Origin of the sequence: Rahnella contaminans, from assembly GCF_011065485.1 — a bacterium.
Classification (GTDB): Bacteria; Pseudomonadota; Gammaproteobacteria; order Enterobacterales; family Enterobacteriaceae; genus Rahnella; species Rahnella contaminans.
Genome location: NZ_JAADJS010000002.1, coordinates 674578 through 700391, shown reverse-complemented (window position 1 = coordinate 700391; position 25814 = coordinate 674578). Strand labels below are relative to the sequence as shown.

22 protein-coding genes are annotated in these 25814 nt (G+C 50.6%); 11 read left to right on the top strand and 11 right to left on the bottom strand.

Annotation, left to right across the window (positions count from 1 at the left end):
- Positions 1-29 precede the first annotated feature (29 nt).
- Positions 30-851, bottom strand: a complete 822-nt coding sequence (gene cof / locus GW579_RS12340; RefSeq protein ID WP_165059303.1) for an HMP-PP phosphatase — start codon at positions 849-851, stop codon at positions 30-32.
- Positions 852-1043: 192 nt separating this feature from the next.
- On the opposite strand from cof, the gene GW579_RS12335 reads away from it, so the two are divergent.
- Together GW579_RS12335 and queC are read left to right on the top strand one after the other, a co-directional pair.
- On the top strand, positions 1044-2756 hold the full coding sequence (locus tag GW579_RS12335; RefSeq protein WP_165059302.1) for an SgrR family transcriptional regulator: 1713 nt from the start codon (positions 1044-1046) through the stop codon (positions 2754-2756).
- 97 nt (positions 2757-2853) lie between these two features.
- Positions 2854-3552, top strand: coding sequence for a 7-cyano-7-deazaguanine synthase QueC (gene queC / locus GW579_RS12330; protein WP_165059300.1), 699 nt, complete (start codon positions 2854-2856; stop codon positions 3550-3552).
- A 72-nt stretch (positions 3553-3624) separates the two neighbouring features.
- Here queC and GW579_RS12325 read toward each other — a convergent pair whose 3' ends face one another.
- From GW579_RS12325 to bolA, 9 genes are all read right to left on the bottom strand, one after another.
- Positions 3625-4026 carry a YbgC/FadM family acyl-CoA thioesterase gene (locus GW579_RS12325; RefSeq protein WP_112287511.1) on the bottom strand — a complete coding sequence of 134 codons (402 nt, stop codon included), beginning with the start codon at positions 4024-4026 and terminating at the stop codon, positions 3625-3627.
- 118 nt (positions 4027-4144) lie between these two features.
- A complete protein-coding gene (locus GW579_RS12320; RefSeq protein ID WP_152327877.1) occupies positions 4145-4528 on the bottom strand; it encodes a ComEA family DNA-binding protein in 384 nt (127 codons plus the stop codon).
- 138 nt (positions 4529-4666) lie between these two features.
- The gene (gene ppiD, locus GW579_RS12315) at positions 4667-6547 is read right to left on the bottom strand and encodes a peptidylprolyl isomerase (protein ID WP_165059299.1); all 1881 of its coding nucleotides are present in this window, start codon (positions 6545-6547) and stop codon (positions 4667-4669) included.
- Positions 6548-6712: 165 nt separating this feature from the next.
- Entirely contained in the window at positions 6713-6988 is a 276-nt protein-coding gene (gene hupB, locus GW579_RS12310) for a nucleoid-associated protein HU-beta (protein WP_013576637.1), read from the bottom strand.
- 216 nt (positions 6989-7204) lie between these two features.
- Positions 7205-9559, bottom strand: a complete 2355-nt coding sequence (lon, locus tag GW579_RS12305; RefSeq protein ID WP_152327875.1) for an endopeptidase La — start codon at positions 9557-9559, stop codon at positions 7205-7207.
- Between the two features lie 191 nt (positions 9560-9750).
- A complete protein-coding gene (clpX, locus tag GW579_RS12300; protein WP_112287508.1) occupies positions 9751-11025 on the bottom strand; it encodes an ATP-dependent protease ATP-binding subunit ClpX in 1275 nt (424 codons plus the stop codon).
- 205 nt (positions 11026-11230) lie between these two features.
- On the bottom strand, positions 11231-11854 hold the full coding sequence (gene clpP, locus GW579_RS12295; RefSeq protein WP_152327874.1) for an ATP-dependent Clp endopeptidase proteolytic subunit ClpP: 624 nt from the start codon (positions 11852-11854) through the stop codon (positions 11231-11233).
- 417 nt (positions 11855-12271) lie between these two features.
- Positions 12272-13576, bottom strand: coding sequence for a trigger factor (gene tig, locus GW579_RS12290; protein ID WP_013576641.1), 1305 nt, complete (start codon positions 13574-13576; stop codon positions 12272-12274).
- Positions 13577-14023: 447 nt separating this feature from the next.
- Positions 14024-14338: a transcriptional regulator BolA gene (bolA, locus tag GW579_RS12285; RefSeq protein ID WP_152327873.1), complete on the bottom strand. Its 315-nt coding sequence runs from the start codon at positions 14336-14338 to the stop codon at positions 14024-14026.
- Positions 14339-14669: 331 nt separating this feature from the next.
- Here bolA and GW579_RS12280 point away from each other — a divergent pair, with 331 nt between their 5' ends.
- The 9 genes from GW579_RS12280 (at position 14670) to GW579_RS12240 (ending at position 25106) form a co-directional block, all read left to right on the top strand.
- On the top strand, positions 14670-15248 hold the full coding sequence (locus tag GW579_RS12280) for a lipoprotein (protein WP_013576643.1): 579 nt from the start codon (positions 14670-14672) through the stop codon (positions 15246-15248).
- 146 nt (positions 15249-15394) lie between these two features.
- Positions 15395-16873, top strand: a complete 1479-nt coding sequence (ampG, locus tag GW579_RS12275; protein ID WP_152327872.1) for a muropeptide MFS transporter AmpG — start codon at positions 15395-15397, stop codon at positions 16871-16873.
- A gap of 435 nt (positions 16874-17308) precedes the next feature.
- Positions 17309-18268, top strand: a complete 960-nt coding sequence (gene cyoA / locus GW579_RS12270) for a cytochrome o ubiquinol oxidase subunit II (RefSeq protein ID WP_152327871.1) — start codon at positions 17309-17311, stop codon at positions 18266-18268.
- A gap of 3 nt (positions 18269-18271) precedes the next feature.
- Positions 18272-20263 carry a cytochrome o ubiquinol oxidase subunit I gene (gene cyoB, locus GW579_RS12265; protein ID WP_152327870.1) on the top strand — a complete coding sequence of 664 codons (1992 nt, stop codon included), beginning with the start codon at positions 18272-18274 and terminating at the stop codon, positions 20261-20263.
- A complete protein-coding gene (locus GW579_RS12260; protein WP_152327869.1) occupies positions 20253-20867 on the top strand; it encodes a cytochrome o ubiquinol oxidase subunit III in 615 nt (204 codons plus the stop codon). Before cyoB ends, GW579_RS12260 begins: the two co-directional genes overlap by 11 nt.
- On the top strand, positions 20867-21199 hold the full coding sequence (locus GW579_RS12255; RefSeq protein ID WP_013576648.1) for a cytochrome o ubiquinol oxidase subunit IV: 333 nt from the start codon (positions 20867-20869) through the stop codon (positions 21197-21199). The genes GW579_RS12260 and GW579_RS12255 overlap by 1 nt, the downstream gene beginning before the upstream one ends.
- 18 nt (positions 21200-21217) lie before the next feature.
- Positions 21218-22102 carry a heme o synthase gene (gene cyoE, locus GW579_RS12250; RefSeq protein ID WP_112287502.1) on the top strand — a complete coding sequence of 295 codons (885 nt, stop codon included), beginning with the start codon at positions 21218-21220 and terminating at the stop codon, positions 22100-22102.
- 172 nt (positions 22103-22274) lie between these two features.
- A complete protein-coding gene (locus tag GW579_RS12245) occupies positions 22275-23639 on the top strand; it encodes an MFS transporter (RefSeq protein WP_165059298.1) in 1365 nt (454 codons plus the stop codon).
- A gap of 168 nt (positions 23640-23807) precedes the next feature.
- Positions 23808-25106, top strand: coding sequence for a Gfo/Idh/MocA family protein (locus GW579_RS12240; protein WP_165059297.1), 1299 nt, complete (start codon positions 23808-23810; stop codon positions 25104-25106).
- Positions 25107-25186: 80 nt separating this feature from the next.
- Here GW579_RS12240 and GW579_RS12235 read toward each other — a convergent pair whose 3' ends face one another.
- Positions 25187-25678, bottom strand: coding sequence for a YajQ family cyclic di-GMP-binding protein (locus GW579_RS12235; protein WP_132965051.1), 492 nt, complete (start codon positions 25676-25678; stop codon positions 25187-25189).
- Positions 25679-25814: the final 136 nt, after the last annotated feature.

Genomic DNA, 25814 nt, shown 5'->3' with positions numbered 1-25814 from the left:
GACAGATAATCCCGGCTTGCTGCAAAACCTTAATATTCGGGGGAATAGGTGAGGTTTGGTGTGTGCAGCCAGTGTTGCAAAAAGTGAGACACCGCCTGATTCCGGCAGTGCCCGATAACTTGCAGATGCGGCGATTGTTCTTTCAGCACAGGCAATGCATTGCCCATGATCAGCCCCATTCCGACGCTTTCCAGCATTTCCCTGTCATTCATCGCATCGCCAAAGGCCATGCATTCAGACATTTTGATCTCAAGCCCCCCCGTCAGAAGTGCCAGCGCGCTGCCTTTGTTACAGCCCGCAGGCTGTACATCCAGGCAATCATGCGCCGAAAAACACAGGTCCAAACGATTGCCGAAATGCGCTTTCAGCTGGGGAACCAGTTTCAGCAGGGTTTCATGCGGTGCGCAGAAACACACTTTGCTGTTGCCTGCATCGGGCAATGTGCGCAGATCCTGCAAATGATAACGGAAACCGCTGAACTGATGCGGGATCAGCAAGTCGGGGTCGTCCAGAGCGGTAAACCAGCCGTCGTCACGAAAAACATGCTGACTCGCCGGTGTATCCCAGCCCGTGTGCAGCAATTCATGCGCACAATCTTCCGGTAAATCACTGGCGTGCAGTAAATGCCCGGACAAGTCATGAATACGTGTGCCATTGCCGGTAATCAGAAAACCTTCCATGCCTATATTGGCCAGAATATCTTTCATTTCAAGATAATGACGTCCGGTAGCAAAGGTAAGTCGCATGGGTTTTTCTGCCAACTGGCGCAGGGTTGCCAGCGTTTTCTCGCCCAGGGTATGGTCGGGTAAAAGAAGTGTGCCATCCATATCGAATGCAGCTAAACGGTACATATTTCCTCTCTGGGCGGGAATGATTTTCACGTTCAAAGTATGGACTGCGATTTGCGGAACTAATAGTGAACAGTTTATGAATACTCTTCCGGGTTTAGTTCACACTTTGGTTTTCGGCCCCGCGCCATCGGCAAAAGTCTGCGATATGCTGAAGTGAATCCCGTACCAGAAAAATAAGGTTCCGTATTTTCCATGCGATTGCAAAACCGGCTTAACCAGTATCAGCGCCTGTATGTGAAAACCGGGCAGGAACCCGTTTTACTGACTGTGACTGAACTGGCCGATATTTTCTGCTGCAGCGAACGCCACACGCGGACGTTGCTGAGCCATTTTAAAGATGCGGGGTGGATAAACTGGCACTCACAGTCCGGTCGCGGAAAACGCGCGTCGTTGTGCTGCCTTAAATCCCCCGAGGATTTGCGCGGTGCTTATTTGCAGGAGTTGCTCAAAAACGGCGAGCATTCGGCAGCTTTGCAACTCAGTCAGCTGGACCCGACACATCTGAATACCCTGCTTGCGCCGCACCTTGGCGGACAATGGCAGGAAGATTCGCCCACGCTGCGGATCCCGTATTACCGCCCTCTCCAGTTTCTGGATCCCTTAACGCTGACCGGCCGCGCAGAACAACACCTGGCGCATACCATTCATGCAGGTCTGACGCACTTTGTCCCCGGAAACCCGACGCCACAGCCGGATCTGGCCCATCACTGGCAAATCAGCAATGACGGCAAAACCTGGCAGTTCTTTCTGCGCAGTCAGCTTTTCTGGCACAACGGAGAACCGCTGAAAACATCGCAACTGCTGACCCGCTTTGAGCAATTGCGCCATTCAGCACGGGGAAAACACAATCTGGCATCTGTGATCCAAATATCTCAGCCACACGCACAGTGCCTGCAATTTGATCTCGATATTCCTGATTACTGGCTGGCGCACCGGTTTGCCGATCTTAATTGTCTGCTCTCACATCCTGAAAATCCGCACATCGGCGCGGGTCCTTTCCGGCTGACGCATTTTTCTCCCGAACTGGTCAGGCTGGAACAGCACACGCTTTATACCCTGCAACATCCTTATCTTGCGGCGATAGAATTTTGGATCACGCCGCAGTTATTCGCGCAAAAGAATAATGTGAGCTGTCAGCATCCGGTGAGGATCATTCTGGGAGAAGAGGAAGAATTGTCGCGCGTCAAACCAGTCAGGCGCAGCACCAGCCTGGGATTTTGTTATATCGCCACCAATCTGCGGCGGGGCGTTCTGAATGAAGCTCAGGCACGGAAAATTGTCCGGCTGATCCAGCGCAGTGGCATGCTGGATAATCTTCCGATTGATCATGACCTGGTGAAAGCCAGCAAAGAAATGCTGCCCGGCTGGCCCATTCCTTTGCATGACGATACCGACGTTCCTCTGCCGGAAAAGCTGAGGCTCCTGTTTCATCCGCCGGTGGAATTTGAATTGGTCGCTCATGCTTTGCAGCAAAAACTGGCTGATGAGGGCTGCGCGCTGGAAGTCATTTATCACGAGGGGCGTTTGTGGGAAGACGGAGAACTGTTGAAATCCGCCGATCTGCTGCTCGGCGATCGTCTGATCGGTGAATCACCTGAAGCCACGCTGGAAAACTGGTTGCAGCAGGATCCGCTCTGGCTGGAAATTTTACGCGAAGATGATCTGCACAAACAGCAACAGCGCCTCCTCCATATTCAGCAAATTCCGCTCGAAAACCGTCGCGCCGATGAATTGCGCGAACATTTCTATCAATGGATGCAAACCGGGATCGTAACACCTTTATTTAACTATCAGTATCAGGTCAGCGCGCCGCCGCGGATTAGCGGGGTTCAGCTCACGGCGTGGGGCTGGTTTGATTTTTGTCAGGCCTGGGTTCCGCCGCCTTTGTTATCCGAAAACGCGTGAACGAGCTGTTTCGCTACACTATGACGTTAAAGGAAAGTACCATTAGCCCAATTTTACTGCGCCGGACGCAGTCGGTTTCGTAATACAGGTAAACAGAATGAAAAGAGCAGTGGTGGTTTTCAGCGGCGGACAAGACTCAACAACTTGTCTGATTCAGGCATTGAAGCAATATGACGAAGTTCACTGCGTCACGTTTGATTACGGCCAGCGCCATCGTGCTGAAATTGAGATTGCACAAAAGCTGTCCGTAGAATTAGGTGCCCGCGCACACAAAGTGCTGGATGTGAATTTGCTCAATGAACTGGCGGTCAGCAGCCTGACGCGCGATAACATCCCTGTACCTAACTTTGGCGATGAAAATGACGGCGGCCTGCCGAGCACTTTTGTTCCCGGCCGTAATATTTTGTTCCTGACACTGGCAGCAATTTATGCCTATCAAATTCAGGCAGAAGCCGTGATTACCGGCGTGTGTGAAACTGACTTCTCCGGCTATCCGGATTGCCGTGACGAGTTCGTGAAGGCGCTGAATACGGCTGTCTCTCTGGGTCTTGCGCGTGATATTCGTTTCGAGACGCCGCTGATGTGGCTGAACAAAGCGGAAACCTGGGCGCTGGCGGATTATTACCAGCAACTGGATCTGGTCCGCCACAAAACGCTGACCTGCTATAACGGCATTGCCGGAGATGGCTGCGGCGAATGTGCAGCCTGTCATCTGCGCGCCAACGGCCTGCAACAATATCAGTTGGATAAAAATGGCGTTACCGCCAGCCTTAAGAAGAAAACCGGTCTGCGTTAACGGTCAGACGGCAAAGTTTTATGACGGGCGGCCTGAAGCTGCCCGTTTTTGTTTTCACTGTGCAGCCGCGAATCAGTCGTTCTCCAGTTCCAGCTCACGTAATCTTTCCAGCAGCTCACCTTCCAGCGGTAACGCTTTTTGTGTCCGCAGATCGATACACACAAACGTCAGCGTGGCATCTGCCACCACTTCGCCTTCACAAGTTACCACCTGTTCCAGCACACCGCTTCGACCGTTTAACTGCTGCATACTGCTGTCAATGCGCAGCACATCGCCGAGTACGGCCGGTTTGCGATAATTGATGTTGATATTGACCACGATGAAAGCGATTTTGTTTTCGCTCATCCACTGGAAGCCGGATTGATTATCCAGCCATTCCCAGCGTGCCGTCTCCAGAAATTCAAGATAACGCGCGTTGTTAACGTGCTGGTAAACATCGATGTGAAAACCGCGAACTTTAATAAACGTATGCATAGTGGTTAAAAAACTCCTGATAATCGCCTGAGGCATACAACCAAACTGGTCAGATGTCTTTAGAGATTAGCAGAAGAAAACGGCGGCAACCGTTCAGGAATTGCCGCCGCGACATCCGTCACAGTTTCAGACGGTCCTTGTTACGTTCGAACAGTGCAGCACCGATCCCCGGTACTTCTCGCAGCTGTTCGATGTCGGTGAATTGCCCGAGTTCTTCACGGTAGCTGATAATGGCCTGCGCCTTTTTCATCCCTACGCCATTCATCACTTTGGCAAACTCTTCCGCTGTTGCGGTATTGATGTTGACGGTACTTTCATCTGTCACCGCCACCTGTTCCTTTTTCACCTGCGGGCCTGAGACTTTGCCCGCTGCTGTCACGGGCGCAGCCGTCGTGGTTGCCACGCTACTGGCGGCATTCGGTGCCGCCTGCAACATCACCGGTAAAGTAGAAAGCCCCAAAGCCAGAGCCAACGAAAGTGAAGTAATGCCTAATTTTTTCATGCTGTATCCTCCATGTGTTTGACAGCACGGAGAGAGTGCATCAGGGCGAAACAGCGAACAATGGGCAACTTTCAAATATGGAAAAGGCCGCGAAAGCGGCCTTTGTTTGTTGCAACGCGTTGCATAACTTTGCGGCGTTTACTGGTTTTGTGCGGCTGAACCGTATTTAATTTTTGCTTCCTGACGAAGATTTGTCAGCAGCGCATCAAAGGTCACGTTCGAGGAGGTCTGTTGCATCTCCTGCGTGAAACGTGCCACATCGGCTTCAGGCACAACGCCAGGTGTCACGCCGGTCAGCTTGACCAGAACGCTGTTACCTTTGTCATCCTGAGACAGGCCATAAACCGGCTGGTCTTTTTGCGGGTGTGGTAACGCGTAGACGTTTTCTTCGAACGCAGAAGGCTGCTGGCTGCGCTGTACTTTCTGTACTGCGCCAAAGCTCAGACCTGCGGCTTTCATCGCGTCATCGCCTTTACCGTCTTTCAGAGCGGTCAGCAGTTTCTCACCATCAACACGCGCCTGATCCTGTGCTTTTTGATGTTTAAGCATCGCCGTCACCTGATCTTTCACGTCAGCGAACGGTTTAACCCCTTCAGCTTTATGCGCATCGACACGTACCACGAAGGCGCGATCGCCGTCTACGGTGATGATGTCTGAGTTGCTGCCCGGTGAACCGTCCTGACCAATCAGACCGCCTTCAAAAATCGCCTGCACAACAGGTTTGAAATTAATACCTGCAGGGATTTGATTCTGAGTGAACCAGTCAGTATGAACCGCTTTGGTTCCTGCAACCTGCTCAGCAGAAGCTAAAGACTCGTTATCATTGGTCGCGGCTTCGCTGACTTTTTGTTGCAGCGCGTAGTAAGCATCCAGTGATTTTTCCTGCTTCAGCTTGTCGGTAATCGTGTTACGGACTTCAGCAAGAGGTTTCACCTTCTCAGGCGTCACATCTTCAAGGCGCAAGATGAAGAAACCGCTGTCAGATTTAATGACGCCAGACACCTGACCTTTCGTGGTCAGATTCGCGTTTTTAAATTCTGGCAGAGTTGTTTCAGGTTCCATCCAGCCCAGATCACCGCCTTGTTTTGCACTCAGTGCATCGGTCGATTTAGTTTTCGCCAGCTCTGCGAAATCAGTGCCTTTCGCCAGCTCTGCTGCCACAGCGTCGGCATCAGCCTGAGTTTTCAGGACGATAACGCTGTAACGACGACGTTCCGGCTGACCGAATTCGTTTTTGTGCTGATCGTAGTAAGCGCTGATATCCGCGTCAGTCACGTCAGTTTTGCCCTGCATCGCCGTAGCATCCATTTCGATGTAGCTGATCTTGACTTGCTCAGGGGAAATAAACTTGTTTTTGTTCTGGTCGTAGAAAGCCTGTAACTCTGCGTCAGTGACCTGCTGCTTGGCCGCCAGAGCGTTTGTGTCCAGCGTGGCCGTCTGTACATCGCGGCTTTGCAGGATCAGTTCACCCAGCGATTTGCTTTCTGCTGGCAGAACAAAATCGGACTGACCGAAGGCTTGTTCGAGCTGCTGGCTGATCAGCTGACGTTTCATCAGCTGTGCAAAGTTATCCGCGGTGTAACCCATGCTCTGGATGCTTTGCAGATATTTAGCGTTATCGAAACGGCCATCAGTCTGGAATTGTGGGGTCGCAAAAATCGCGTCTTTGATCTGCTGATCGCTGACGGCAATGCCTAATTTTTTGGAATACTGATCCAGCAAAGTGACGTCAATCAGATTGCTCAGGGATTCCTGACGCAACTGCTGCATATAACCTTCGCTGCCTGCCAGCGCAGAGAATTGATCACCGAGCTGCTGCTGCAGACGGCTCCGCTGATTCTGCACCGCCTGCTCTAACTGAGCACGCCCGATTTCCTGACCATTCACTTTCGCTGCATAGTCGCCTGAACCGCCGACCAGGTAGTTGCCCACCCCTGTCAAAATAAAGGACAGAATAATCAGGGCCAGAATGATTTTGAGCACGACGTTATTGGAAGCCGCGCGTAAATTGTCCATCATAGTGAGGCAACACTCCGCTGTAATAAAAAAAGCGCACCGTTTTCGATGCGCCTTATATCTTACCTTACCAGCCCGATGACGTCAGGTTATTGTTTAACAACCAGACCTGAATGAAAAAGCATCAGCAATGCCCCTCACACAGTTTCGACGTCAGTCAGCAGGTAATTAACCGTTAACGGCATCTTTCAGCGCTTTACCTGCACGGAAGCCAGGTACTTTAGCCGCTGCAATACTGATTTCTTTACCGGTCTGTGGGTTACGGCCGGTACGTGCTGAACGTTCACGCACTGAGAAAGTACCGAAACCAACCAGAGCGACTTCATCCCCAGCTTTCAGGGTGTCAGTAACAGATGCAAGAACAGCATCTAAAACACGTCCCGCTGCGGCTTTAGAAATATCAGCACCGGCAGCAATTTTGTCGATCAATTGTGACTTATTCACTCTTTTCATCCCCTCTTAAAATTCGATCATCACGGCGCATTTTCCCTACGGACGTGACCGCGCTGCTGTTATATCAATCTTGTCAGGGCTATGCAAGCGACTGAAAGCAGCCTGAAACCTTCTGACAGTTGACTAACTTAACGGCACAAAAAAAAGCTGGCAAGTGAGATTTCACCTGCCAGCCTGAGTTTTATTCAACTGTGTCTGTCGCGGTCACTATTTTGCTGCAACCGGTAATGCGCCATAAGCCGGATTTTGCAGTGCGATGTTCAGAACATCATCAATACGTTTAACCGGGTGGATCTCAAGATCTGCCAGCACGTTCGCCGGAATTTCTTCCAGATCGCGTTTGTTGTCATCTGGGATCAGAACCACTTTGATGCCACCACGATGCGCTGCCAGCAGTTTTTCTTTCAAACCGCCGATTGGCAGAACCAAACCACGCAGAGTGATTTCACCGGTCATCGCCACATCCGCACGAACCGGGTTACCTGTCAGACAAGACACCAGCGCGGTACACATTGCAATACCGGCACTCGGGCCATCTTTCGGCGTTGCCCCTTCTGGTACGTGAACATGAATATCACGTTTTTCGTAGAAGTCAGGGTTGATACCCAGTTTGTCCGCACGCGAACGTACAACAGTCAGCGCGGCCTGAATAGATTCCTGCATAACTTCGCCCAGAGAACCGGTGTAAGTCAGCTTTCCTTTGCCCGGTACGCAGGCCGTTTCGATGGTCAGCAATTCGCCGCCCACTTCGGTCCACGCCAGGCCGGTGACCTGGCCCACACGGTTTTCGGTGTCAGCACGGCCGTAATCGACCTTCTGCACGCCGAGGAAATCTTTCAGGTTGTCGCCGTTGATTTCAATGTGCTTGAGGTCTTTATCCATCAGCAATTGTTTAACCGCTTTTCGGCAAAGTTTAGACAACTCACGTTCTAAACTACGTACACCCGCTTCACGGGTATAGAAACGGATAATGCCGATAATCGCGCTGTCATCAACAGTCAGTTCATTCTTCTTGAGCGCATTACGTTCAAGCTGTTTTGGCAACAGGTGCTGTTTGGCGATGTTCAGTTTTTCGTCTTCGGTATAACCGGAAAGACGGATCACTTCCATACGATCCAGCAAAGGTGCCGGTATGTTCATCGAGTTCGAGGTCGCCACAAACATCACGTCTGACAGGTCGTAATCGACTTCCAGATAGTGATCGTTGAACGCCACGTTCTGTTCAGGATCCAGCACTTCCAGCAACGCTGAAGCCGGGTCACCGCGCATGTCAGATGACATCTTGTCGATTTCATCCAGCAGGAACAGCGGGTTTTTCACCCCAACTTTCGCCATTTTCTGAATCAGTTTGCCCGGCATAGAACCGATGTAGGTACGACGGTGACCGCGGATTTCCGCTTCATCACGTACACCACCCAGCGCCATACGCACATACTGACGGCCCGTCGCACGCGCGATGGACTGACCCAGTGAGGTTTTACCCACACCCGGAGGCCCAACCAGACACAGGATTGGTCCTTTGATTTTGCTGACGCGCGTCTGCACCGCAAGATACTCAAGGATACGGTCTTTGACACGTTCGAGGCCAAAGTGATCGGTATCCAGAACTTCCTGGGCTTTGCGCAGGTCTTTTTTCACTTTGCTGCGGGCGTTCCATGGCACCTGAAGCATCCAGTCGATATAACCACGAACAACTGTGGCTTCGGCGGACATTGGTGACATCATTTTCAGCTTTTGCAGCTCAGCTTCGGTTTTTTCACGCGCTTCTTTCGGCATTTTAGCCGCTTCGATTTTGCGTTTCAGCGCCTCATGCTCATCAGGCGTGTCATCCATTTCGCCAAGTTCTTTCTGAATCGCTTTCATTTGCTCATTCAGATAGTACTCGCGCTGGCTTTTCTCCATCTGTTTTTTGACACGATTACGAATGCGTTTCTCAACCTGCAACAGGTCGATTTCCGATTCCATCATCGCCATCAGATATTCCAGACGCTCGGTGATATCAAACATTTCCAGCACGGATTGTTTGTCAGCGAGTTTCAGCGGCATATGTGCAGCGATGGTGTCAGCCAGACGTGCGGCATCTTCAATGCTGTTAAGCGAAGTCAGCACTTCCGGCGGGATCTTTTTGTTCAGTTTGATATAACCTTCAAACTGATTAATCGCTGTGCGAACCAGAACTTCCTGCTCGCGTTCGTCCACGGCCGGAGATTCAAGGTATTCCGCCTGGGCAGCAAAATGCTCGCCACTGTCAGAAAGCGTCGTAATACGCGCGCGTTGTAACCCTTCCACCAGCACTTTGACAGTGCCGTCCGGGAGCTTCAGCATTTGTAATATTGAGGCTACCGTACCCACGGAGAAGAGATCGTTAACGCCCGGCTCATCGGTTGACGCTTCTTTCTGCGCCACCAGCATGATTTTTTTGTCGTGATCCATCGCGGCTTCGAGGCACCGAATCGATTTTTCCCTGCCAACAAACAACGGGATCACCATGTGCGGATAAACCACCACATCGCGCAGAGGCAATACGGGGATTTCTATGCGTTCAGAACGCTCAGGGTTCATAGAGCTCTCTCTTAGTTTAGCTTCCGCCAGGTTAAGGAAATCTCGTGAAACACGAGTCAGACGGGTTTCAGCAAGTCGTTAACTGAGTATATGGGGATGAATGTCCGACATTCAACGATAAGAATGTGCGAAAAAAAAATGGGGGACAAAATCCCCCATTTCGTGGCTAACTCTCTGGATAGATTGGCTAATTATTCGCCAGATGCTTGTTGTGCTTCTGGTTTGCCATAAATCATCAGAGGTTCTGACTGGCCCGCAATCACGGATTCATCAATAACCACTTTCTCGACATCTTCAAGAGATGGCAGATCATACATCGTATCCAGCAATGCGGCTTCAACGATTGAACGCAGACCACGGGCACCGGTTTTACGGACCATGGCTTTTTTCGCAATCGCGACCAGCGCTTCATCGCGGAATTCCAGTTCAACGCCTTCCAGATTGAACAATGCCTGATATTGCTTAGTCAGGGCATTTTTCGGCTCTTTCAGAATTTGAATCAGAGCTTCTTCATTCAGTTCGCTCAGTGTTGCAACGACAGGCAGACGACCAATGAACTCAGGGATCAGACCAAATTTGATCAAATCTTCTGGTTCAGCCTGCGCCAGCAACTGACCTTCTGTTGCCTTCTGCTCTTTGCCTTTCACTTCTGCACCAAAACCGATACCGGTGTTGGTATTGATACGCTGACCAATCACTTTATCCAGGCCGGCAAACGCGCCACCACAGATAAACAGGATTTTAGAAGTATCAACTTGCAGGAATTCCTGCTGAGGGTGTTTGCGTCCGCCTTGCGGAGGTACGGCAGCGACAGTCCCTTCAATCAGTTTCAAAAGCGCCTGCTGAACACCTTCACCGGACACGTCACGTGTGATCGATGGGTTGTCAGACTTGCGGGAAATCTTGTCGATTTCATCAATATAAACAATACCGCGTTGCGCTTTCTGAACGTCGTAATCACATTTCTGCAGCAGTTTCTGAATGATGTTTTCGACGTCTTCACCCACATAACCGGCTTCGGTCAACGTGGTGGCATCGGCCATCGTGAATGGCACATCCAGGAAACGCGCCAGGGTTTCAGCCAGAAGCGTTTTACCGCTACCTGTCGGCCCGATCAGCAAAATGTTGCTCTTGCCTAATTCGATACCGTTGCTGGTATCGCCATTACGCAGGCGCTTGTAGTGGTTGTAAACTGCCACTGCCAGCACTTTCTTCGCAGGCTCCTGACCGATAACATAATCGTCAAGATGCTGACGAATTTCATGCGGTGTCGGTAATGCGCTGCGTTCACGATGTGGCGCGACTTCTTTGATCTCTTCGCGAATAATGTCGTTACATAAGTCGACACACTCATCGCAGATATACACTGACGGCCCGGCAATCAGCTTACGAACTTCATGCTGGCTTTTGCCGCAAAAAGAGCAGTACAGCAGCTTTCCTGAACCGTCTTTGCGCTTATCTGTCATCAGTAAACCTCTTCTTTAATATCAGTCCCGCAGCGTAACAAACACCACGGCACGACCCTATTACACAACAGCCGCATGATTGGCTGATGTCTGTTCGTTCCCGTTATCACTCAAAGTGAGCAACGTTTGTTTAATTGACAAACGCTGCCCCTGAGACATCCGTATGAGTATAACTATAGACCATCAGCCCGGCAGAACTAAGCCGTCAGGCGCGATGGGTAAATACGGAATCGACTAACCCGTACTCTACAGCCTCGTTCGCAGACAGGAAACGATCTCGTTCAGTGTCACGCTCTATTTCTTCAAGAGTTTTGCCCGTATGTTTCGCCATCAGCTCATTCATGCGGGATTTCACTTTCAGAATTTCTTTCGCGTGGATTTCGATATCTGTGGCCTGCCCCTGGAAACCACCCAACGGCTGGTGAATCATCACACGGGAGTTTGGCAGGCAGAAACGCTTGCCTTCAGCACCGGCAGTTAACAAGAACGCACCCATTGAACACGCCTGGCCCATACAAATGGTGCTGACGTCCGGCTTGATAAATTGCATGGTGTCGTAAATCGACATCCCCGCAGTGATCACGCCACCCGGTGAGTTGATATAAAGGTAAATGTCTTTTTCCGGGCTTTCTGCTTCCAGGAACAGCATCTGGGCAACAATCAGGTTAGCCATATGGTCTTCAACCTGACCCGTCAGGAAGATGATTCGTTCCTTAAGCAGACGGGAGAAGATGTCGTATGAACGCTCGCCCCGTGAAGTTTGCTCAACCACCATGGGTACCAACGCCATGTTTGGTGCAAATTGCTCTCTTTCACCACTGTATGACATAACCGTCTCCTAATAGATTCTGTTTGGCGCTATTTAAAACCGATTCTACTTGAGATAGGCACACATGACTATGCTCAAGCGGCCAAGTCGCCATTTACACGTCTGACGGTCGTTATCAGTCAGATTTTAACTGCAAATTTACCTGGGTTCGTCATTATTAATTGGGGGATTTACGCCCTTTTTTCAAGCCTGACGGAAAATTTCTTTTCTCTTTCACCCCGACCGGGTGGATGAAAGGCCATATTGGTGAAATGGAATGAACAGGTCTACGTGAGCTGTGCCTTATATTGATAAATATAGTGCAAAAACAACAGCCAAAAACAAAAATATCTGATTTTCAGGAAATAAAAAGCCCGCAGTAAAAACTGCGGGCTTCAGTGTCGAACCTGTAAACAGGCTCAGCAACATGCAATCAGATTATGCAGGTTGAGTCTGGTTCATCAGCTCAGTAAAGGTGGTGGCTTTTTCAGTCACTTTCGCTTTAGACAACAGAGTTTCGACCGCTTGTTCTTCCAGCGCGACGTTACGCATGTTGTTCATCAGCTCTTTATTTTTGCTGTAGAACTCAACCACTTCCTGTGGATCTTCATACGCAGAAGCCATTTCTTCGATCAACGCTTTAACGCGATCTTCATCAGCTTTCAGTTCGTGCTGGCTGATCACTTCGCCCAGCAGCAAACCGACAACAACGCGACGTTTAGCTTGCTCTTCGAACAACTCGCGTGGCAGTTCCAGCGCTTGTTTTTCGTTGCCGCCGAAACGTTGTGCAGCCTGACGACGCAGAACGTCTACTTCGCCGTCGATCAGTGCAGATGGCACGTCGATTTCGTTAGCGCTGACCAGACCGTCGATTGCCTGAGTTTTGATGCGGTTACGTACAGCACCTTTCAGTTCGCGTTCCATGTTTTTACGCACTTCAGCACGCAGACCTTCAACAGAACCATCAGCCACGCCGAAACGTTTGATGAATTCTGGCGTCAGTTCTGGCAGCTCACGTTCTTCAACTTTCTTCAGGGTAATCGCGAATTTAGCCGCTTTACCTTTCAGGTTTTCTGCGTGGTAATCTTCAGGGAAGTTTACGTCGATGGTGAATTCTTCACCGGCTTTGTGACCCACCAGACCGTCTTCGAAGCCTGGGATCATGCGGCCCTGGCCCATAGCCAGTACGAAATCAGAGGCTTTGCCGCCTTCGAATTCTTCACCGTCGATAGAACCGGAGAAATCAACGGTAACGCGGTCTTCAGCAGTGGCTGCAGCGTCAGTTTCTTTCCAGTCAGCTTGTTGCTTGCGCAGAGTTTCCAGCATGGTATCAACATCAGCGTCGTTAACTTCAACAACAGGTTTTTCAACTTCGATGTTTTCCAGATCTTTCAGCTCAACTTCCGGGTACACTTCAAATTCTACGGAGAAATTGAAGTCTTCACCCTGCTTGTACTCACCCGGGATATAGTTAGGTGCGCCAGCTGGATTGATTTTTTCTTTGATGATCGCATCAACGAAGTTGCGTTGCATCAGATCACCCAGTACGTCCTGACGTACTGACGCGCCATAACGCTGTTCGATGATGTGGCTTGGTACTTTGCCTTTACGGAAGCCGTCAATACGTACTTTTTTAGAGACGTTGATCAGTTCACTGCTCACTGCTTTTTCAATGCTTTCAGCAGGAACAGTAATCGTTACGCGGCGCCCAAGGCCTTGAGTGGTTTCAACAGAAACTTGCATCTTGTTACCTCAAAAAAAAATCACAGTGCTCGGTCAACTCCAGAAGTCGTTCTCAAGATGAGAAGCACAATCGCGCGAACTTACCTTGAAAACGACTTCTAAGAACCGGGACAGTTCTGTTATCAGAACGTAGCCCTGTATTCGAGAGCGTCCGAAACCATTCCGGAAAAATTAGACGCGACATTATAGCGACGCATGCGCACTGAGTCGAGGACGGTATCTCTACGCGCGGGAGGGAAACTCACACGGGACTCGATCCTTCGAAAAATGCGGTCGATGCAAAGGCGTTAACCACCTTGTCGTCTGCCTGTCAGAGGAAAAACAAAAACGGCCCGCGGGCCGTTTCTTGAAATTCGCCTCTACTAATACCGCATCTGATAAGGAAAGTTCCAGTTTTACCGTCTCAAATGCTGATATTTGTGCCTTTTGTGAATCAGATCCTCACTATCAGGCCATTGTTCCCGCACCGCGGCAAGGCGGTGATGCGGGAACGGTGTCCTGTAAGCCTTCCCACTCTTTTTGCGTGTAAGTATGGAGAGCAAGTGCGTGCACGCTGCCCGCCAGTTCTTCGGTTAAACGCCCGTAAATGGCACGATGACGTGCTAAAAAGCGTTCGCCGACGAATTTATCGGACACCATGACGACTTTGAAATGGCTTTCTGAGCCTGCCGGTACATTATGACGATAGCTTTCGTCAGTCACTTCCAGGAACGCAGGGTCGAATGCCTCAGCTAATTTTGCTTCTATTTGCTCACGAATCATAGCAATCTCCTCACACCGCATCTGCAGAGAACCGCGCCTGTCTGGTACACCTATCTACTTAAAACTCTCTACATTTAAATAATAGGCTGCTTTACAGCTCTACGTTAATCACATTAAAAAATTTATGCAGTTGATTGATAAAAATGGCGCTCAGTCTGTCAAAGAAATCGCGGCTTCGCTACGCCGGAGTCGGTGATACTGCATACTTGCTGAAAAAAAACGCTAAATATCCGTTTTTACAGATTGACGGGACTTCCACCCGCAAATGGCGATGTTATGATGTCGGCAAATTTTTGAGCATTACTCCTTTATTAATATTGAGAAAACACACATGTTAAAAAAAATCATTTTCCCTGTGCTGGCACTGTTCATGCTGGCCGGATGCGCAACCAGCACTAACACGCTGGATGTGTCCCCGAAAATTGTTCTGCCTTCACAAGACCCAACACTTCAGGGCATCACGATCAGCATCAACGGTGCTGACCAGCGCCAGGATCAGGCTCTGGCCAAAGTTAACCGTGACGGCCAGCTGATTTCCCTCACGCCTTCACGTGATCTGCGTTTCCTGTTGCAGGAATCTCTGGAAAAACAAATGACCGCACGCGGTTACATGGTCGGTGCTGACGGCGCAGTTGACCTCCAGATTGTCGTCAATAACCTGTATGCGGATGTTCAGGAAGGTAACCTGCGCTACAACATCACCACCAAAGCAGATATTTCTATCATCGCTACGGCGAAAAATGGCAGCAAGCAGGTGAAAAATTACCGCTCAACGTACAACGTTCAGGGTGCGCTTTCCGCCACCAACGCCAAAATCACCAACGCGGTTAACACCACTCTGGGTGATGTCATCAGCGACATGGCCTCCGACACCAGCATCAGCGACTTCATCAAGGCTAACGCCCGATAAGCTCCGGCTGAAATCTGTGTGACCTATTCTGCCCGGCCAGTCCGGGCAGAATGCTTTTCAGAACAAGCATTCCTTCCTTTATTCTCCCCGCTTCCTTTATTATGCCTCTGCGTCACTCTCTCACCGGTTCGCAGGAACACATTTTCATGATCAGTCAGTACTTTAAGATTTTCACGCAACGCAATACCGTCATTTTACTGCTTCTGGGCTTTGCTTCCGGTTTACCGCTGGCGCTGACGTCCGGCACATTGCAGGCGTGGATGACCGTCGAAAATGTCGATCTGAAAACTATTGGGATTTTCTCGCTGGTCGGCCAGGCTTACGTGTTCAAATTCCTGTGGTCGCCGATGATGGACCGCTATACCCCGTCATTTCTCGGACGCCGCCGCGGCTGGCTGATCCTGACGCAATTGCTGCTGGTCGCGGCGATTTTCGCCATGGGCTTTATGGATCCCGGTAAAGATTTGTTCTGGCTGGCTGCGCTGGCAGTGCTGATTGCTTTCGCATCGGCTTCGCAAGACATCGTATTCGATGCGTATAAAACGGATTTACTGCCACCTGAAGAACGCGGAAACGGTGCCGCAGTTTCCGTGCTGGGCTATCGTCTGGCAATGCTGGTTTCCGGCGGGCTGGCGTTATGGCTTGCAGACCGATATCTCGGCTGGCAGCACATGTACTGGCTGATGGCGGTGCTGATGCTGATGGGCGTTTTCGCCACACTGATATCGCCGGAACCGCAAAATTCTCAGCCTGCACCGCGCACGATTGAAATGGCCGTTGTGGCACCTCTGAAAGACTTCTTTGGCCGCAATAACGCCTGGCTGATTTTACTTCTCATCGTGATGTACAAAATGGGCGACGCGTTTGCGGGCAGCCTGAGCACGACATTCTTAATCCGTGGTGTCGGGTTTGACGCAGGGGAAGTCGGGCTGGTGAACAAAACGCTCGGTCTGATGGCCACGATTATTGGCGCGCTTTTTGGCGGGATGCTGATGCAGCGTCTGAGCCTGTTCCGCGCGCTGATGCTGTTTGGTATTTTACAGGCAGTTTCAAATGCGGGTTACTGGCTTCTCGCCATTACCGATAAAGATCTATATACCATGGGCGCGGCAATTTTCTTCGAAAACCTGTGCGGCGGGATGGGAACAGCGGCGTTTGTGGCCCTGCTGATGACGCTTTGCAACCGTTCGTTCTCCGCAACCCAGTTCGCCCTGCTCTCTGCACTTTCTGCGGTGGGCCGTGTCTATGTGGGTCCGATTGCCGGCTGGTTCGTGGAGGCTTACGGCTGGCCGTGGTTCTATCTTTTCTCGATTGTTGCCGGTGTTCCGGGGTTGCTGTTGTTAGCGGTTTGCCGCCAGACGCTCGAATACACTCAAAAAACGGACACTTTCCTGCCGCGCATTCACTTCGCCAAACCTTACAGCTGGGCGTTACGCTGCATGCTGGGCGGGAGTTTGCTGCTGGTGGTGTGGCTGGTGACGCTGATTGTGAACAGTTTAGGCTGGGCGTCGTGGCACGGGTTTACCGGATTTTTGCTGGAGGCGGGCGTTTTCGTTTGTCTTATCGGTATTATTTTAGGCAGTTTGCTCGATTTTCTCTCACTGCGCAGGACTGCACGTTCCTGATTTACCGCCATTCATTATCAAAATGAATGGCGCGTTTCATTTAACAAATGATCTATAAATATCACCCAATAAATTAAATTCAGGAAAAATTATATTTGTTGGGATAATTTTTCTCCGGTTCTTTTTGTGTGTTTTATTTCACTTGGTTTCTACATTAATTTAACATTAATTAAACCTATTGCCGGGATTATGGACGGCCATAAATATTTGAAAATGTATCACCCCTTGTTTTTCATCACTATAGAAAAAAATCTATACGCAACATATTGTTGCCCACTGTAAATTGTCACGATCCGTGACATGTGTGACTGCGTTAACATAAAGTGTCAACAGCGCTTTGACACTTGTTTAAGCGTGTTTACAGTCCTGCAACCTTCCCGTAAAATGCCCGCACACCTGAAGCGACAATAGAGCCCTAGTTATTGAGGTCGTTAGATGAGACTTAAGAAATACAATAAAAGTATTGGGATGTTGTCCTTATTTGCCTCCGCGTTAATGTTGAGCGGTTGCAATACGGCATTGATGGATCCCAAGGGAGCAATTGGACTTGAGCAGAGAACGCTGATTTTAACAGCGATTGGTTTAATGCTGATCGTCGTTATACCAGTTATTATCATGGCGTTTGCCTTTGCGTGGAAGTATCGTGCTTCCAACACAAAAGCAAAATACAGTCCTGATTGGTCCCACTCCAACAAAATTGAAGCCGTCGTCTGGACAGTTCCAATTATAATCATTGCCATTCTGGCAACGATTACCTGGAAAACCACCCACTCGCTTGATCCGTTCAAGCCTATCGTGACTGACGAAAAACCGATGACGGTTGAAGTCGTTTCTCTGGACTGGAAATGGTTGTTCATTTATCCGGAACAGGGCATCGCTACCGTTAACGAGCTCGTCATTCCTAAAGATGTGCCGGTTCAGTTCAAAGTCACTTCTGACTCTGTGATGAACTCGTTCTTTATTCCTCAGTTAGGCGGGCAGATTTATGCGATGGCCGGTATGCAGACTCAGTTGCACTTGATTGCAAATGAGGCGGGTACCTATAAGGGCATCTCAGCAAGCTTCAGCGGCCGCGGCTTCTCTGGCATGAAGTTCAACACAATTGCGACTCCAACCCGTGCCGATTTCGACACCTGGGTAGCAAAAGTGAAAAGCGCACCGAACCAGCTGGCAACCACTGATGACTTCAACAAACTGGCTGCACAGAGTATCGACAACCCGGTCGAATACTTCTCTGTAGCAAAACCTGGTTTGTTCAAAGAAATCATTGGCAAATACTCCATGCATGACATGAAGGCAGCGCCAGAAGGTCATACCATGCCAATGCCAGCCGGCAGTGACATGAAAGGCATGGATATGGGTGGACAGTCTCACGCAGCCGGAGCCGAGGAATAAACGATGTTCGGAAAATTAACGCTTGATTCGGTTCCGTATCATGAACCGATTATCATGGTCACAGTTGCCGCGATTATCATTGGTGGCCTGGCAGTTCTTGCCGGCATCACCTATTTCGGTAAGTGGAAGTATCTGTGGACCGAGTGGCTGACGTCTGTCGACCACAAAAAATTAGGTATCATGTACATCATTCTGGCCTTCGTCATGCTGCTGCGTGGCTTTGCCGATGCGATCATGATGCGTAGCCAGCAGGTTCTTGCTTCTGCAGGTGAACCGGGCTTCCTGCCGCCTCATCACTATGACCAAATCTTTACCGCGCACGGCGTTATCATGATCTTCTTCATGGCGATGCCTTTCGTAATCGGTCTGATGAACGTAGTGGTTCCTTTGCAAATAGGTGCGCGCGACGTTGCGTTCCCGTTCCTGAACAACGTGAGCTTCTGGTTCACCGCCGCGGCTGTGGTGCTTATCAACATCTCTCTGGGTGTTGGCGAGTTCGCACAGACCGGCTGGCTGGCTTATCCGCCACTGTCAGGTAAGGAATACAGTCCCGGGGTCGGGGTAGATTACTGGATCTGGAGTCTCCAGATATCCGGTGTCGGGACCTTGCTAACCGGTGTTAACTTCTTTGCGACCATCCTGAAGATGCGCGCGCCAGGCATGCCGCTGATGAAAATGCCGGTATTTACCTGGGCCGCACTGTGCACCAACGTGTTGATTATCGTGTCCTTCCCGATTCTGACCGTGACTGTTGCACTGCTGACATTAGACCGTTATCTGGGCACCCATTTCTTCACGAATGATATGGGCGGCAACATGATGATGTACATCAACCTGATTTGGGCCTGGGGCCATCCGGAAGTGTACATTTTGGTTCTGCCAGTATTTGGTGTGTTCTCGGAAGTTACTGCAACTTTCTCCAAAAAACGTCTGTTCGGTTACACCTCGCTGGTATGGGCAACCATCGCCATCACCGTGTTGTCGTTCATCGTTTGGCTGCACCACTTCTTTACCATGGGTTCAGGCGCCAACGTCAATGCCTTCTTCGGCATCATGACGATGATCATTTCTATCCCGACTGGGGTAAAAATCTTCAACTGGCTGTTCACCATGTATCAGGGCCGTATCACGCTTAACGCGGCGATGCTGTGGACCGTTGGCTTCATCATCACCTTCTCCGTTGGTGGTATGACTGGCGTTCTGCTGGCGGTTCCGGGTGCTGACTTCGTGCTGCACAACAGTCTGTTCCTGATTGCCCACTTCCATAACGTTATCATCGGTGGTGTGGTCTTCGGTTGCTTCGCTGGTCTGACTTACTGGTTCCCTAAATCCTTCGGCTTCACGCTGAACGAAAAATGGGGTGTGCGTTCATTCTGGTTCTGGATCATCGGTTTCTTCGTCGCGTTCATGCCTCTGTATGCACTGGGCTTCATGGGGATGACCCGTCGCGTCAGCCAGAATATCGATCCTGAGTTCCACCCGCTGCTGGTTGTTGCGGCATGTGGTGCTGCACTGATTGCTATCGGTATCCTCTGCCAGCTGATCATGATCTTCGTCTCTGTTCGCGACCGCGACCAGAACCGTGATCTGACCGGTGACCCGTGGGGCGCACGTACTCTGGAGTGGTCAACCTCTTCTCCTCCTCCGTTCTACAACTTCGCTATCGTGCCGCAAATTCACGACCGTGATGAGTTCTGGGACATGAAAGAGAAAGGTACCGCTTACAAGCAGCCTGCTAAATATGAACCGATTCATATGCCACGTAACAGCGGCGCCGGTTTCATCATCGCTATGCTGAGCCTGGTTTGTGGTTTCGCATTAATCTGGGATATCTGGTGGCTGGCAGCAGTGAGCTTCATTGCCCTGGCTGCGACCTGGATTGCGAAAAGCTTCGACGAAGATGTTGATTACTACGTGCCAGTTGAAGAAGTGGAACGTATTGAAAACCAGCATTTTGAACAAATCCGTAAAGCAGGTGTGAAACATGGCAACTGATACTCTGACTCACCACGATGAAGCCCATGCTGAGCATGGGCACCACGACGCAGGTGCTACCAAAGTCTTCGGCTTCTGGATCTACCTGATGAGTGACTGCATCTTGTTTGCGAGCCTGTTCGCAACGTATGCAGTACTGGTAAACGGGACCGCTGGCGGTCCCACTGGTAAAGACATTTTTGAACTGCCGTTCGTGCTGGTAGAAACCTTCTGCCTGCTGTTCAGTAGTATCACTTACGGCTTTGCAATGCTGGCCATGAACAAGGGTAACAAAGCAGGCGTTAACGGCTGGTTGTTCCTGACATTCCTGTTCGGTTTAGGCTTCATCGGGATGGAACTCTATGAATTCCATCACCTGATTGCTGAAGGCTATGGCCCGCAGCGCAGTGGTTTCTTGTCTGGCTTCTTTGCACTGGTCGCCACCCACGGTCTGCACGTGACCTGTGGCCTGATTTGGATCCTGACCATGATGGTTCAGGTTTCACGTCGCGGTCTGACTGAAGTTAACAAAACCCGTCTGATGTGTCTGAGCCTGTTCTGGCACTTCCTGGACGTAGTATGGATCTGCGTGTTTACCGTTGTTTATCTGATGGGAGCGATGTAATGAGTCATTCTGCTACTTCCCATGGTGGCGCAAGCCACGGCAGCCTGAAGTCATATGCGATTGGCTTCATCTTGTCGGTTATCCTGACGGTGATCCCGTTTGCCATGGTCATGACCGACACGGCATCACATTCACTGATCCTGGGTACCGTGGTTGCGTCCGCAATCATCCAGATCGTTGTCCATCTGGTGTTCTTCCTGCACATGAATACGTCGTCGGAAGAGCGCTGGAACTTGGTGGCACTTCTGTTCACCGCTGTGATTATCTTTATCGTCGTTGTGGGCTCATTGTGGATTATGTATAACCTCAACCTCAATATGATGGTCAGTTAAAGAGCCGAGCTGCACGTGATGATTAAGCAATACCTGCAAGTAACGAAACCAGGAATTATTTTCGGCAACTTAATTTCTGTCATCGGGGGATTCCTCCTTGCTGCCAAAGGCAGCATCGACTTCCCACTCTTTCTCGCCACTTTGGTGGGTGTTTCGCTGGTTGTCGCATCGGGTTGTGTATTTAACAACTTTATCGACCGCGACATCGACCGGATCATGGAAAGAACGAAGAACCGGGTCCTGGTGAAAGGGCTTATTCCGCCGAAAACAAGCCTGGTTTACGCGACCATTCTGGGTATTGCGGGCTTTGCGTTGTTGTATATCGGAGCAAATCCGCTGGCGATGTGGCTGGCAGTGATGGGCTTTGTGGTTTATGTCGGCGTTTACAGCCTGTACATGAAACGCAACTCGGTATACGGCACGTTGATCGGCAGCTTGTCTGGCGCAGCGCCACCGGTTATCGGTTACTGCGCCGTTTCAGGCCAGTTCGATACCGGTGCCCTGATCCTGCTTCTGATCTTCAGCCTGTGGCAGATGCCGCATTCGTACGCGATTGCCATCTTCCGCTTCAAAGATTATCAGGCAGCAGGCATCCCGGTACTGCCAGTGGTGAAAGGCATCTCTGTCGCCAAACATCATATTATCGTCTACATTCTGGCGTTTATGATTGCGACGCTGATGCTGACCCTGAGCGGTTACGCAGGGTATAAATACCTGGTCGTTGCCGCCGCTGTCAGTATCTGGTGGCTGGGCATGGCACTGAAGGGTTACAAAACGGAAAACGACGTGGTGTGGGCGAGAAAACTGTTTGGTTTCTCCATCATCACTATCATGTCGCTGAGCTTCATGATGTCCGTGGATTTTAATTCTGCGCCAACATCGTTGCTGACCTACGTTTGGTAACACACAATTTCAGTGTAACGCTCTGAAATCATAGCGAAAGGCCAGTAGCAATACTGGCCTTTTCTTTTGCTTTGAGCATCAGGCAAATCCCGTAATATCTGCTAAAGATCCATCGTTTTACCCAGGCCGGCTTAATCATTAAAATGTCGGATTGTTATTTTGAGGTAGTAATGTGAACGATAACCAGATGACCCCGCAGGAAAGTCGGGCTACATGGGGACTAGGGACAGTATTTTCTTTGCGCATGCTTGGCATGTTCATGGTTCTGCCAGTACTGACCACTTATGGCATGAAACTCTCCGGCGCCAGCGAAGCACTGATCGGCATCGCCATAGGCATTTACGGACTGGCACAGGCCGTTTTCCAAATCCCGTTTGGACTGCTTTCTGACCGCGTGGGCCGCAAACCCCTGATCGTCTTTGGTCTGGTCATCTTCTGCATCGGCAGCATTGTGGCTGCTTCAACCGAATCTATCTCGGGCGTGATCATTGGTCGTGCCCTGCAAGGCTCCGGCGCGATTGCTGCCGCCGTCATGGCCCTGCTGTCTGACCTGACCCGCGAACAGAACCGCACCAAAGCAATGGCGTTTATCGGCATCAGCTTCGGCATTACCTTTGCAATTGCGATGGTGCTCGGCCCGATTATCACGCACGCGTGGGGCTTACACGCCCTGTTCTGGGCCATCGCAGTACTGACTATTCTCGGCATCATTATTACCGTTGCCGTGGTGCCCTCCCCTGCCACGCACATTCTTAATCGTGAATCGAGCATGGTGAAAGGCAGCTTCGGTAAAGTGCTGAGCAACGCCAAATTGCTGAAACTCAATTTCGGAATTTTGTGTCTGCATATCCTGCTGATGTCGAGTTTTGTGGTGTTACCGCAAGTGATGGAACACGCAGGTTTCCCGCCAAGCGAACACTGGCGCGTTTACCTGATCACCATGCTTACGTCTTTCGTTGCCGTCATTCCGGTCATTATCTACGCCGAGAAAAAACGCCACATGAAACAGGTATTCATGGGCTGTGTCGCAGTACTGTTGCTGGCGGAAATCGTGCTGTGGTCGGCGGGTCTGCATTTATGGGCCGTGATTGCCGGTATCCAGCTGTTCTTCCTGGCGTTTAACGTTATGGAAGCCATTCTGCCCTCGCTTATCAGCAAAGAATCTCCGGCAGGATACAAAGGCACCGCGATGGGCTTGTATTCCACCAGCCAGTTTATCGGCGTGGCGATCGGCGGCAGCTTAGGCGGTTACGTATACGGAAACTCAGGTGCTGGCGCAGTGTTCCTGGTTTGCGCAGCGATCGCCATTGTCTGGTTGCTGGTCAGTTCTACTATGACCGAACCGCCGTACGTCAGCAGCCTGCGCATTACGCTGTCTGAACTGGCGGTAAAAGATTCCGCCCTTCAGGCGCGCATTCTGGCCCAGCCGGGCGTGGCAGAAGCGGTAGTCGTACCGGAAGAATTCAGTGCTTACGTGAAGGTCGATACCAAACAGACCAACCGCCAGGCTCTCGAACAACTGGTCAGCGCTGCCTGACGCCCTCTGACGTTAATAAATGCTGTGCCTGCAAACTGGCACAGCGTTTCAATTTTATCCCCACCGCGTGACTCTCCTCACTTAAAAAAACCCAGTAATCATTATCCTCAAGAATTCCTTAACAAAATTTTGTCAGTGATGACGGCTTTCGGGCCTATTGAGGATCTCATGAAAACATATGCTCTCGTTGGCACCGGTGGTCGCTCAGGTTTGTACATTGAAGCGATCACCGGCAAATACCGCCACAACGCAAAATTTGTGGCCTTCTGCGATACAAACCAGACGCGAATGGATTATGCAAACCGCCAGCTTGAGCAGAGTGGCATCGCCCGTGTATCAACATGGAAAGCTGCCGATTTCTCTGCAATGCTCGACGAAACTAAACCGGACATCGTGATTGTCACCAGCATGGATCGCACCCACGACGACTACATCGTCCGCGCCCTGCACGCCGGTTGTGACGTCATCACTGAAAAGCCAATGACCATTGATGAACAGCGCGCGCTGCGCATTCTGGATGCTGTCGATGCCACGGGCTATCAGGTTCGCGTCGCGTTCAATTACCGCTACGCCCCGCATCACAGCAAAATCCGCGAACTACTCCAGCAGGAAACCATCGGCGAAGTGCTTTCTGTGCACTTTGAATGGCTGCTCAATACCGAACACGGCGCAGATTATTTCCGTCGCTGGCACCGTGAAAAACGCAATTCCGGCGGCCTGCTGGTGCATAAATCCACCCACCACTTCGACCTGATGAACTTCTGGCTGAACAGCACACCGGAAAAAGTGTATGCCCAGGGTGATTTGCGTTTTTACGGAAAAGAGAATGCCGAGAAGCGCGGCGTGACTCAATTTTATCCGCGTGCACATGGCTATCCGCAGGCGCAGAACGATCCGTTTGCTCTGCACATGGAAGAGAATGCGCAGCTCAAAGCGCTGTACCTGGATGCCGAGCATGAGGATAACTATTTCCGCGACCAGAGCGTATTCAGCGACGGCATTAATATTGAAGATACGCTATCGGTGCTGGTGAAATACCACAACAAAGTGCAGCTGACTTATTCGCTGAATGCGTATCTGCCGTGGGAAGGACTGAACGTGGTGTTCAACGGCACCAAAGGCCGCATTGAAATGAAAATCGTCGAAATGTCTTACGTGAATGCCGGTGGTAAACGTGAGAACGAAGGCAGTATCGAAAAGGCAGAAATCACGGTTTACCCGTTATTTGCACAACCGTGGAAAGCCCAATTCCAGCTGGGAGAAGGCGGTCATGGCGGCGGCGATAATGCCATGCTGGAAGACCTGTTCGGCGAGCGCAAAGATGATCCGTTAAAACGCGCGGCCGATCATCGGGCCGGAGCGATGTCGATCCTGACCGGGATCGCCGGAAATCTTTCAATGCAGCACGATAAACCGATCTACTTTAAAGACTTCGAACTGGTGAAAAGGCTACGCCAGACGAAGTGACCACCATAAAAAAGGGACGCACAGCGTCCCTTTAATATTCCCGCCAGTCAACGCATCTGCAGCGCGAAGGTCGAAGGCTATTAGTCGCGGAAGTTTTTAAACTGGAAGGGCTGGCCTAAATCGCCGTTACGGATTAACGCCATCACGGCCTGCAAATCATCACGCGCTTTGCCGGTGACGCGAACTTCGTCGCCCTGTACCTGCGCCTGCACTTTGATTTTACTGTCTTTGATCAGCTTGACGATTTTCTTCGCCAGCGCGGATTCAATCCCAGAATGCAGTTTAGCTTCAACGCTGTACGTTTTACCGCTGTGATCCATCTGCTCAGGAATTTCCAGCGCCCCGCCTTCAATGCCGCGTTTAGCTAACTTCTCACGCAGAATATCAACCAGCTGATTAACCTGAAAATCAGATTCACTGGCCACTTTGATACTCTCGTTTTTCTCGTTGAGATCGAAGCTGGCCGGAATATTGCGGAAATCCCAGCGGGTTTGCAGTTCACGGCTGGCATTTTCCACGGCGTTGCGCACTTCCTGCATGTCGATTTCGGAAACAATGTCAAAAGACGGCATAATCGCTTCTCCCTGTAGTTTTTGTATTGCACGTTATATGGCGTGCATAATACCGCCTTCAACCGTCGATGCCAAACAACAGCAAACCACCGAACATAAAATGCTCCAATGGTCAAAAAGTACAGGTGGAAATGTG

Excerpts from the sequence above, each read along its gene's own strand:
- GW579_RS12255 (WP_013576648.1), top strand. The coding sequence starts at position 20,867 with ATGAGTCATTCTGCTACTTCCCATGGTGGCGCAAGCCACGGCAGCCTG.
- lon (WP_152327875.1), bottom strand. The coding sequence starts at position 9,559 with ATGAACCCTGAGCGTTCTGAACGCATAGAAATCCCCGTATTGCCTCTG.
- GW579_RS12320 (WP_152327877.1), bottom strand. The coding sequence starts at position 4,528 with ATGAAAAAATTAGGCATTACTTCACTTTCGTTGGCTCTGGCTTTGGGG.
- queC (WP_165059300.1), top strand. The coding sequence starts at position 2,854 with ATGAAAAGAGCAGTGGTGGTTTTCAGCGGCGGACAAGACTCAACAACT.
- cyoE (WP_112287502.1), top strand. The coding sequence starts at position 21,218 with ATGATTAAGCAATACCTGCAAGTAACGAAACCAGGAATTATTTTCGGC.
- cyoB (WP_152327870.1), top strand. The coding sequence starts at position 18,272 with ATGTTCGGAAAATTAACGCTTGATTCGGTTCCGTATCATGAACCGATT.
- GW579_RS12325 (WP_112287511.1), bottom strand. The coding sequence starts at position 4,026 with ATGCATACGTTTATTAAAGTTCGCGGTTTTCACATCGATGTTTACCAG.
- cof (WP_165059303.1), bottom strand. The coding sequence starts at position 851 with ATGTACCGTTTAGCTGCATTCGATATGGATGGCACACTTCTTTTACCC.
- ampG (WP_152327872.1), top strand. The coding sequence starts at position 15,395 with ATGATCAGTCAGTACTTTAAGATTTTCACGCAACGCAATACCGTCATT.
- tig (WP_013576641.1), bottom strand. The coding sequence starts at position 13,576 with ATGCAAGTTTCTGTTGAAACCACTCAAGGCCTTGGGCGCCGCGTAACG.
- ppiD (WP_165059299.1), bottom strand. The coding sequence starts at position 6,547 with ATGATGGACAATTTACGCGCGGCTTCCAATAACGTCGTGCTCAAAATC.
- GW579_RS12260 (WP_152327869.1), top strand. The coding sequence starts at position 20,253 with ATGGCAACTGATACTCTGACTCACCACGATGAAGCCCATGCTGAGCAT.
- GW579_RS12280 (WP_013576643.1), top strand. The coding sequence starts at position 14,670 with ATGTTAAAAAAAATCATTTTCCCTGTGCTGGCACTGTTCATGCTGGCC.
- GW579_RS12335 (WP_165059302.1), top strand. The coding sequence starts at position 1,044 with ATGCGATTGCAAAACCGGCTTAACCAGTATCAGCGCCTGTATGTGAAA.
- clpX (WP_112287508.1), bottom strand. The coding sequence starts at position 11,025 with ATGACAGATAAGCGCAAAGACGGTTCAGGAAAGCTGCTGTACTGCTCT.
- bolA (WP_152327873.1), bottom strand. The coding sequence starts at position 14,338 with ATGATTCGTGAGCAAATAGAAGCAAAATTAGCTGAGGCATTCGACCCT.
- clpP (WP_152327874.1), bottom strand. The coding sequence starts at position 11,854 with ATGTCATACAGTGGTGAAAGAGAGCAATTTGCACCAAACATGGCGTTG.
- GW579_RS12240 (WP_165059297.1), top strand. The coding sequence starts at position 23,808 with ATGAAAACATATGCTCTCGTTGGCACCGGTGGTCGCTCAGGTTTGTAC.
- cyoA (WP_152327871.1), top strand. The coding sequence starts at position 17,309 with ATGAGACTTAAGAAATACAATAAAAGTATTGGGATGTTGTCCTTATTT.
- GW579_RS12235 (WP_132965051.1), bottom strand. The coding sequence starts at position 25,678 with ATGCCGTCTTTTGACATTGTTTCCGAAATCGACATGCAGGAAGTGCGC.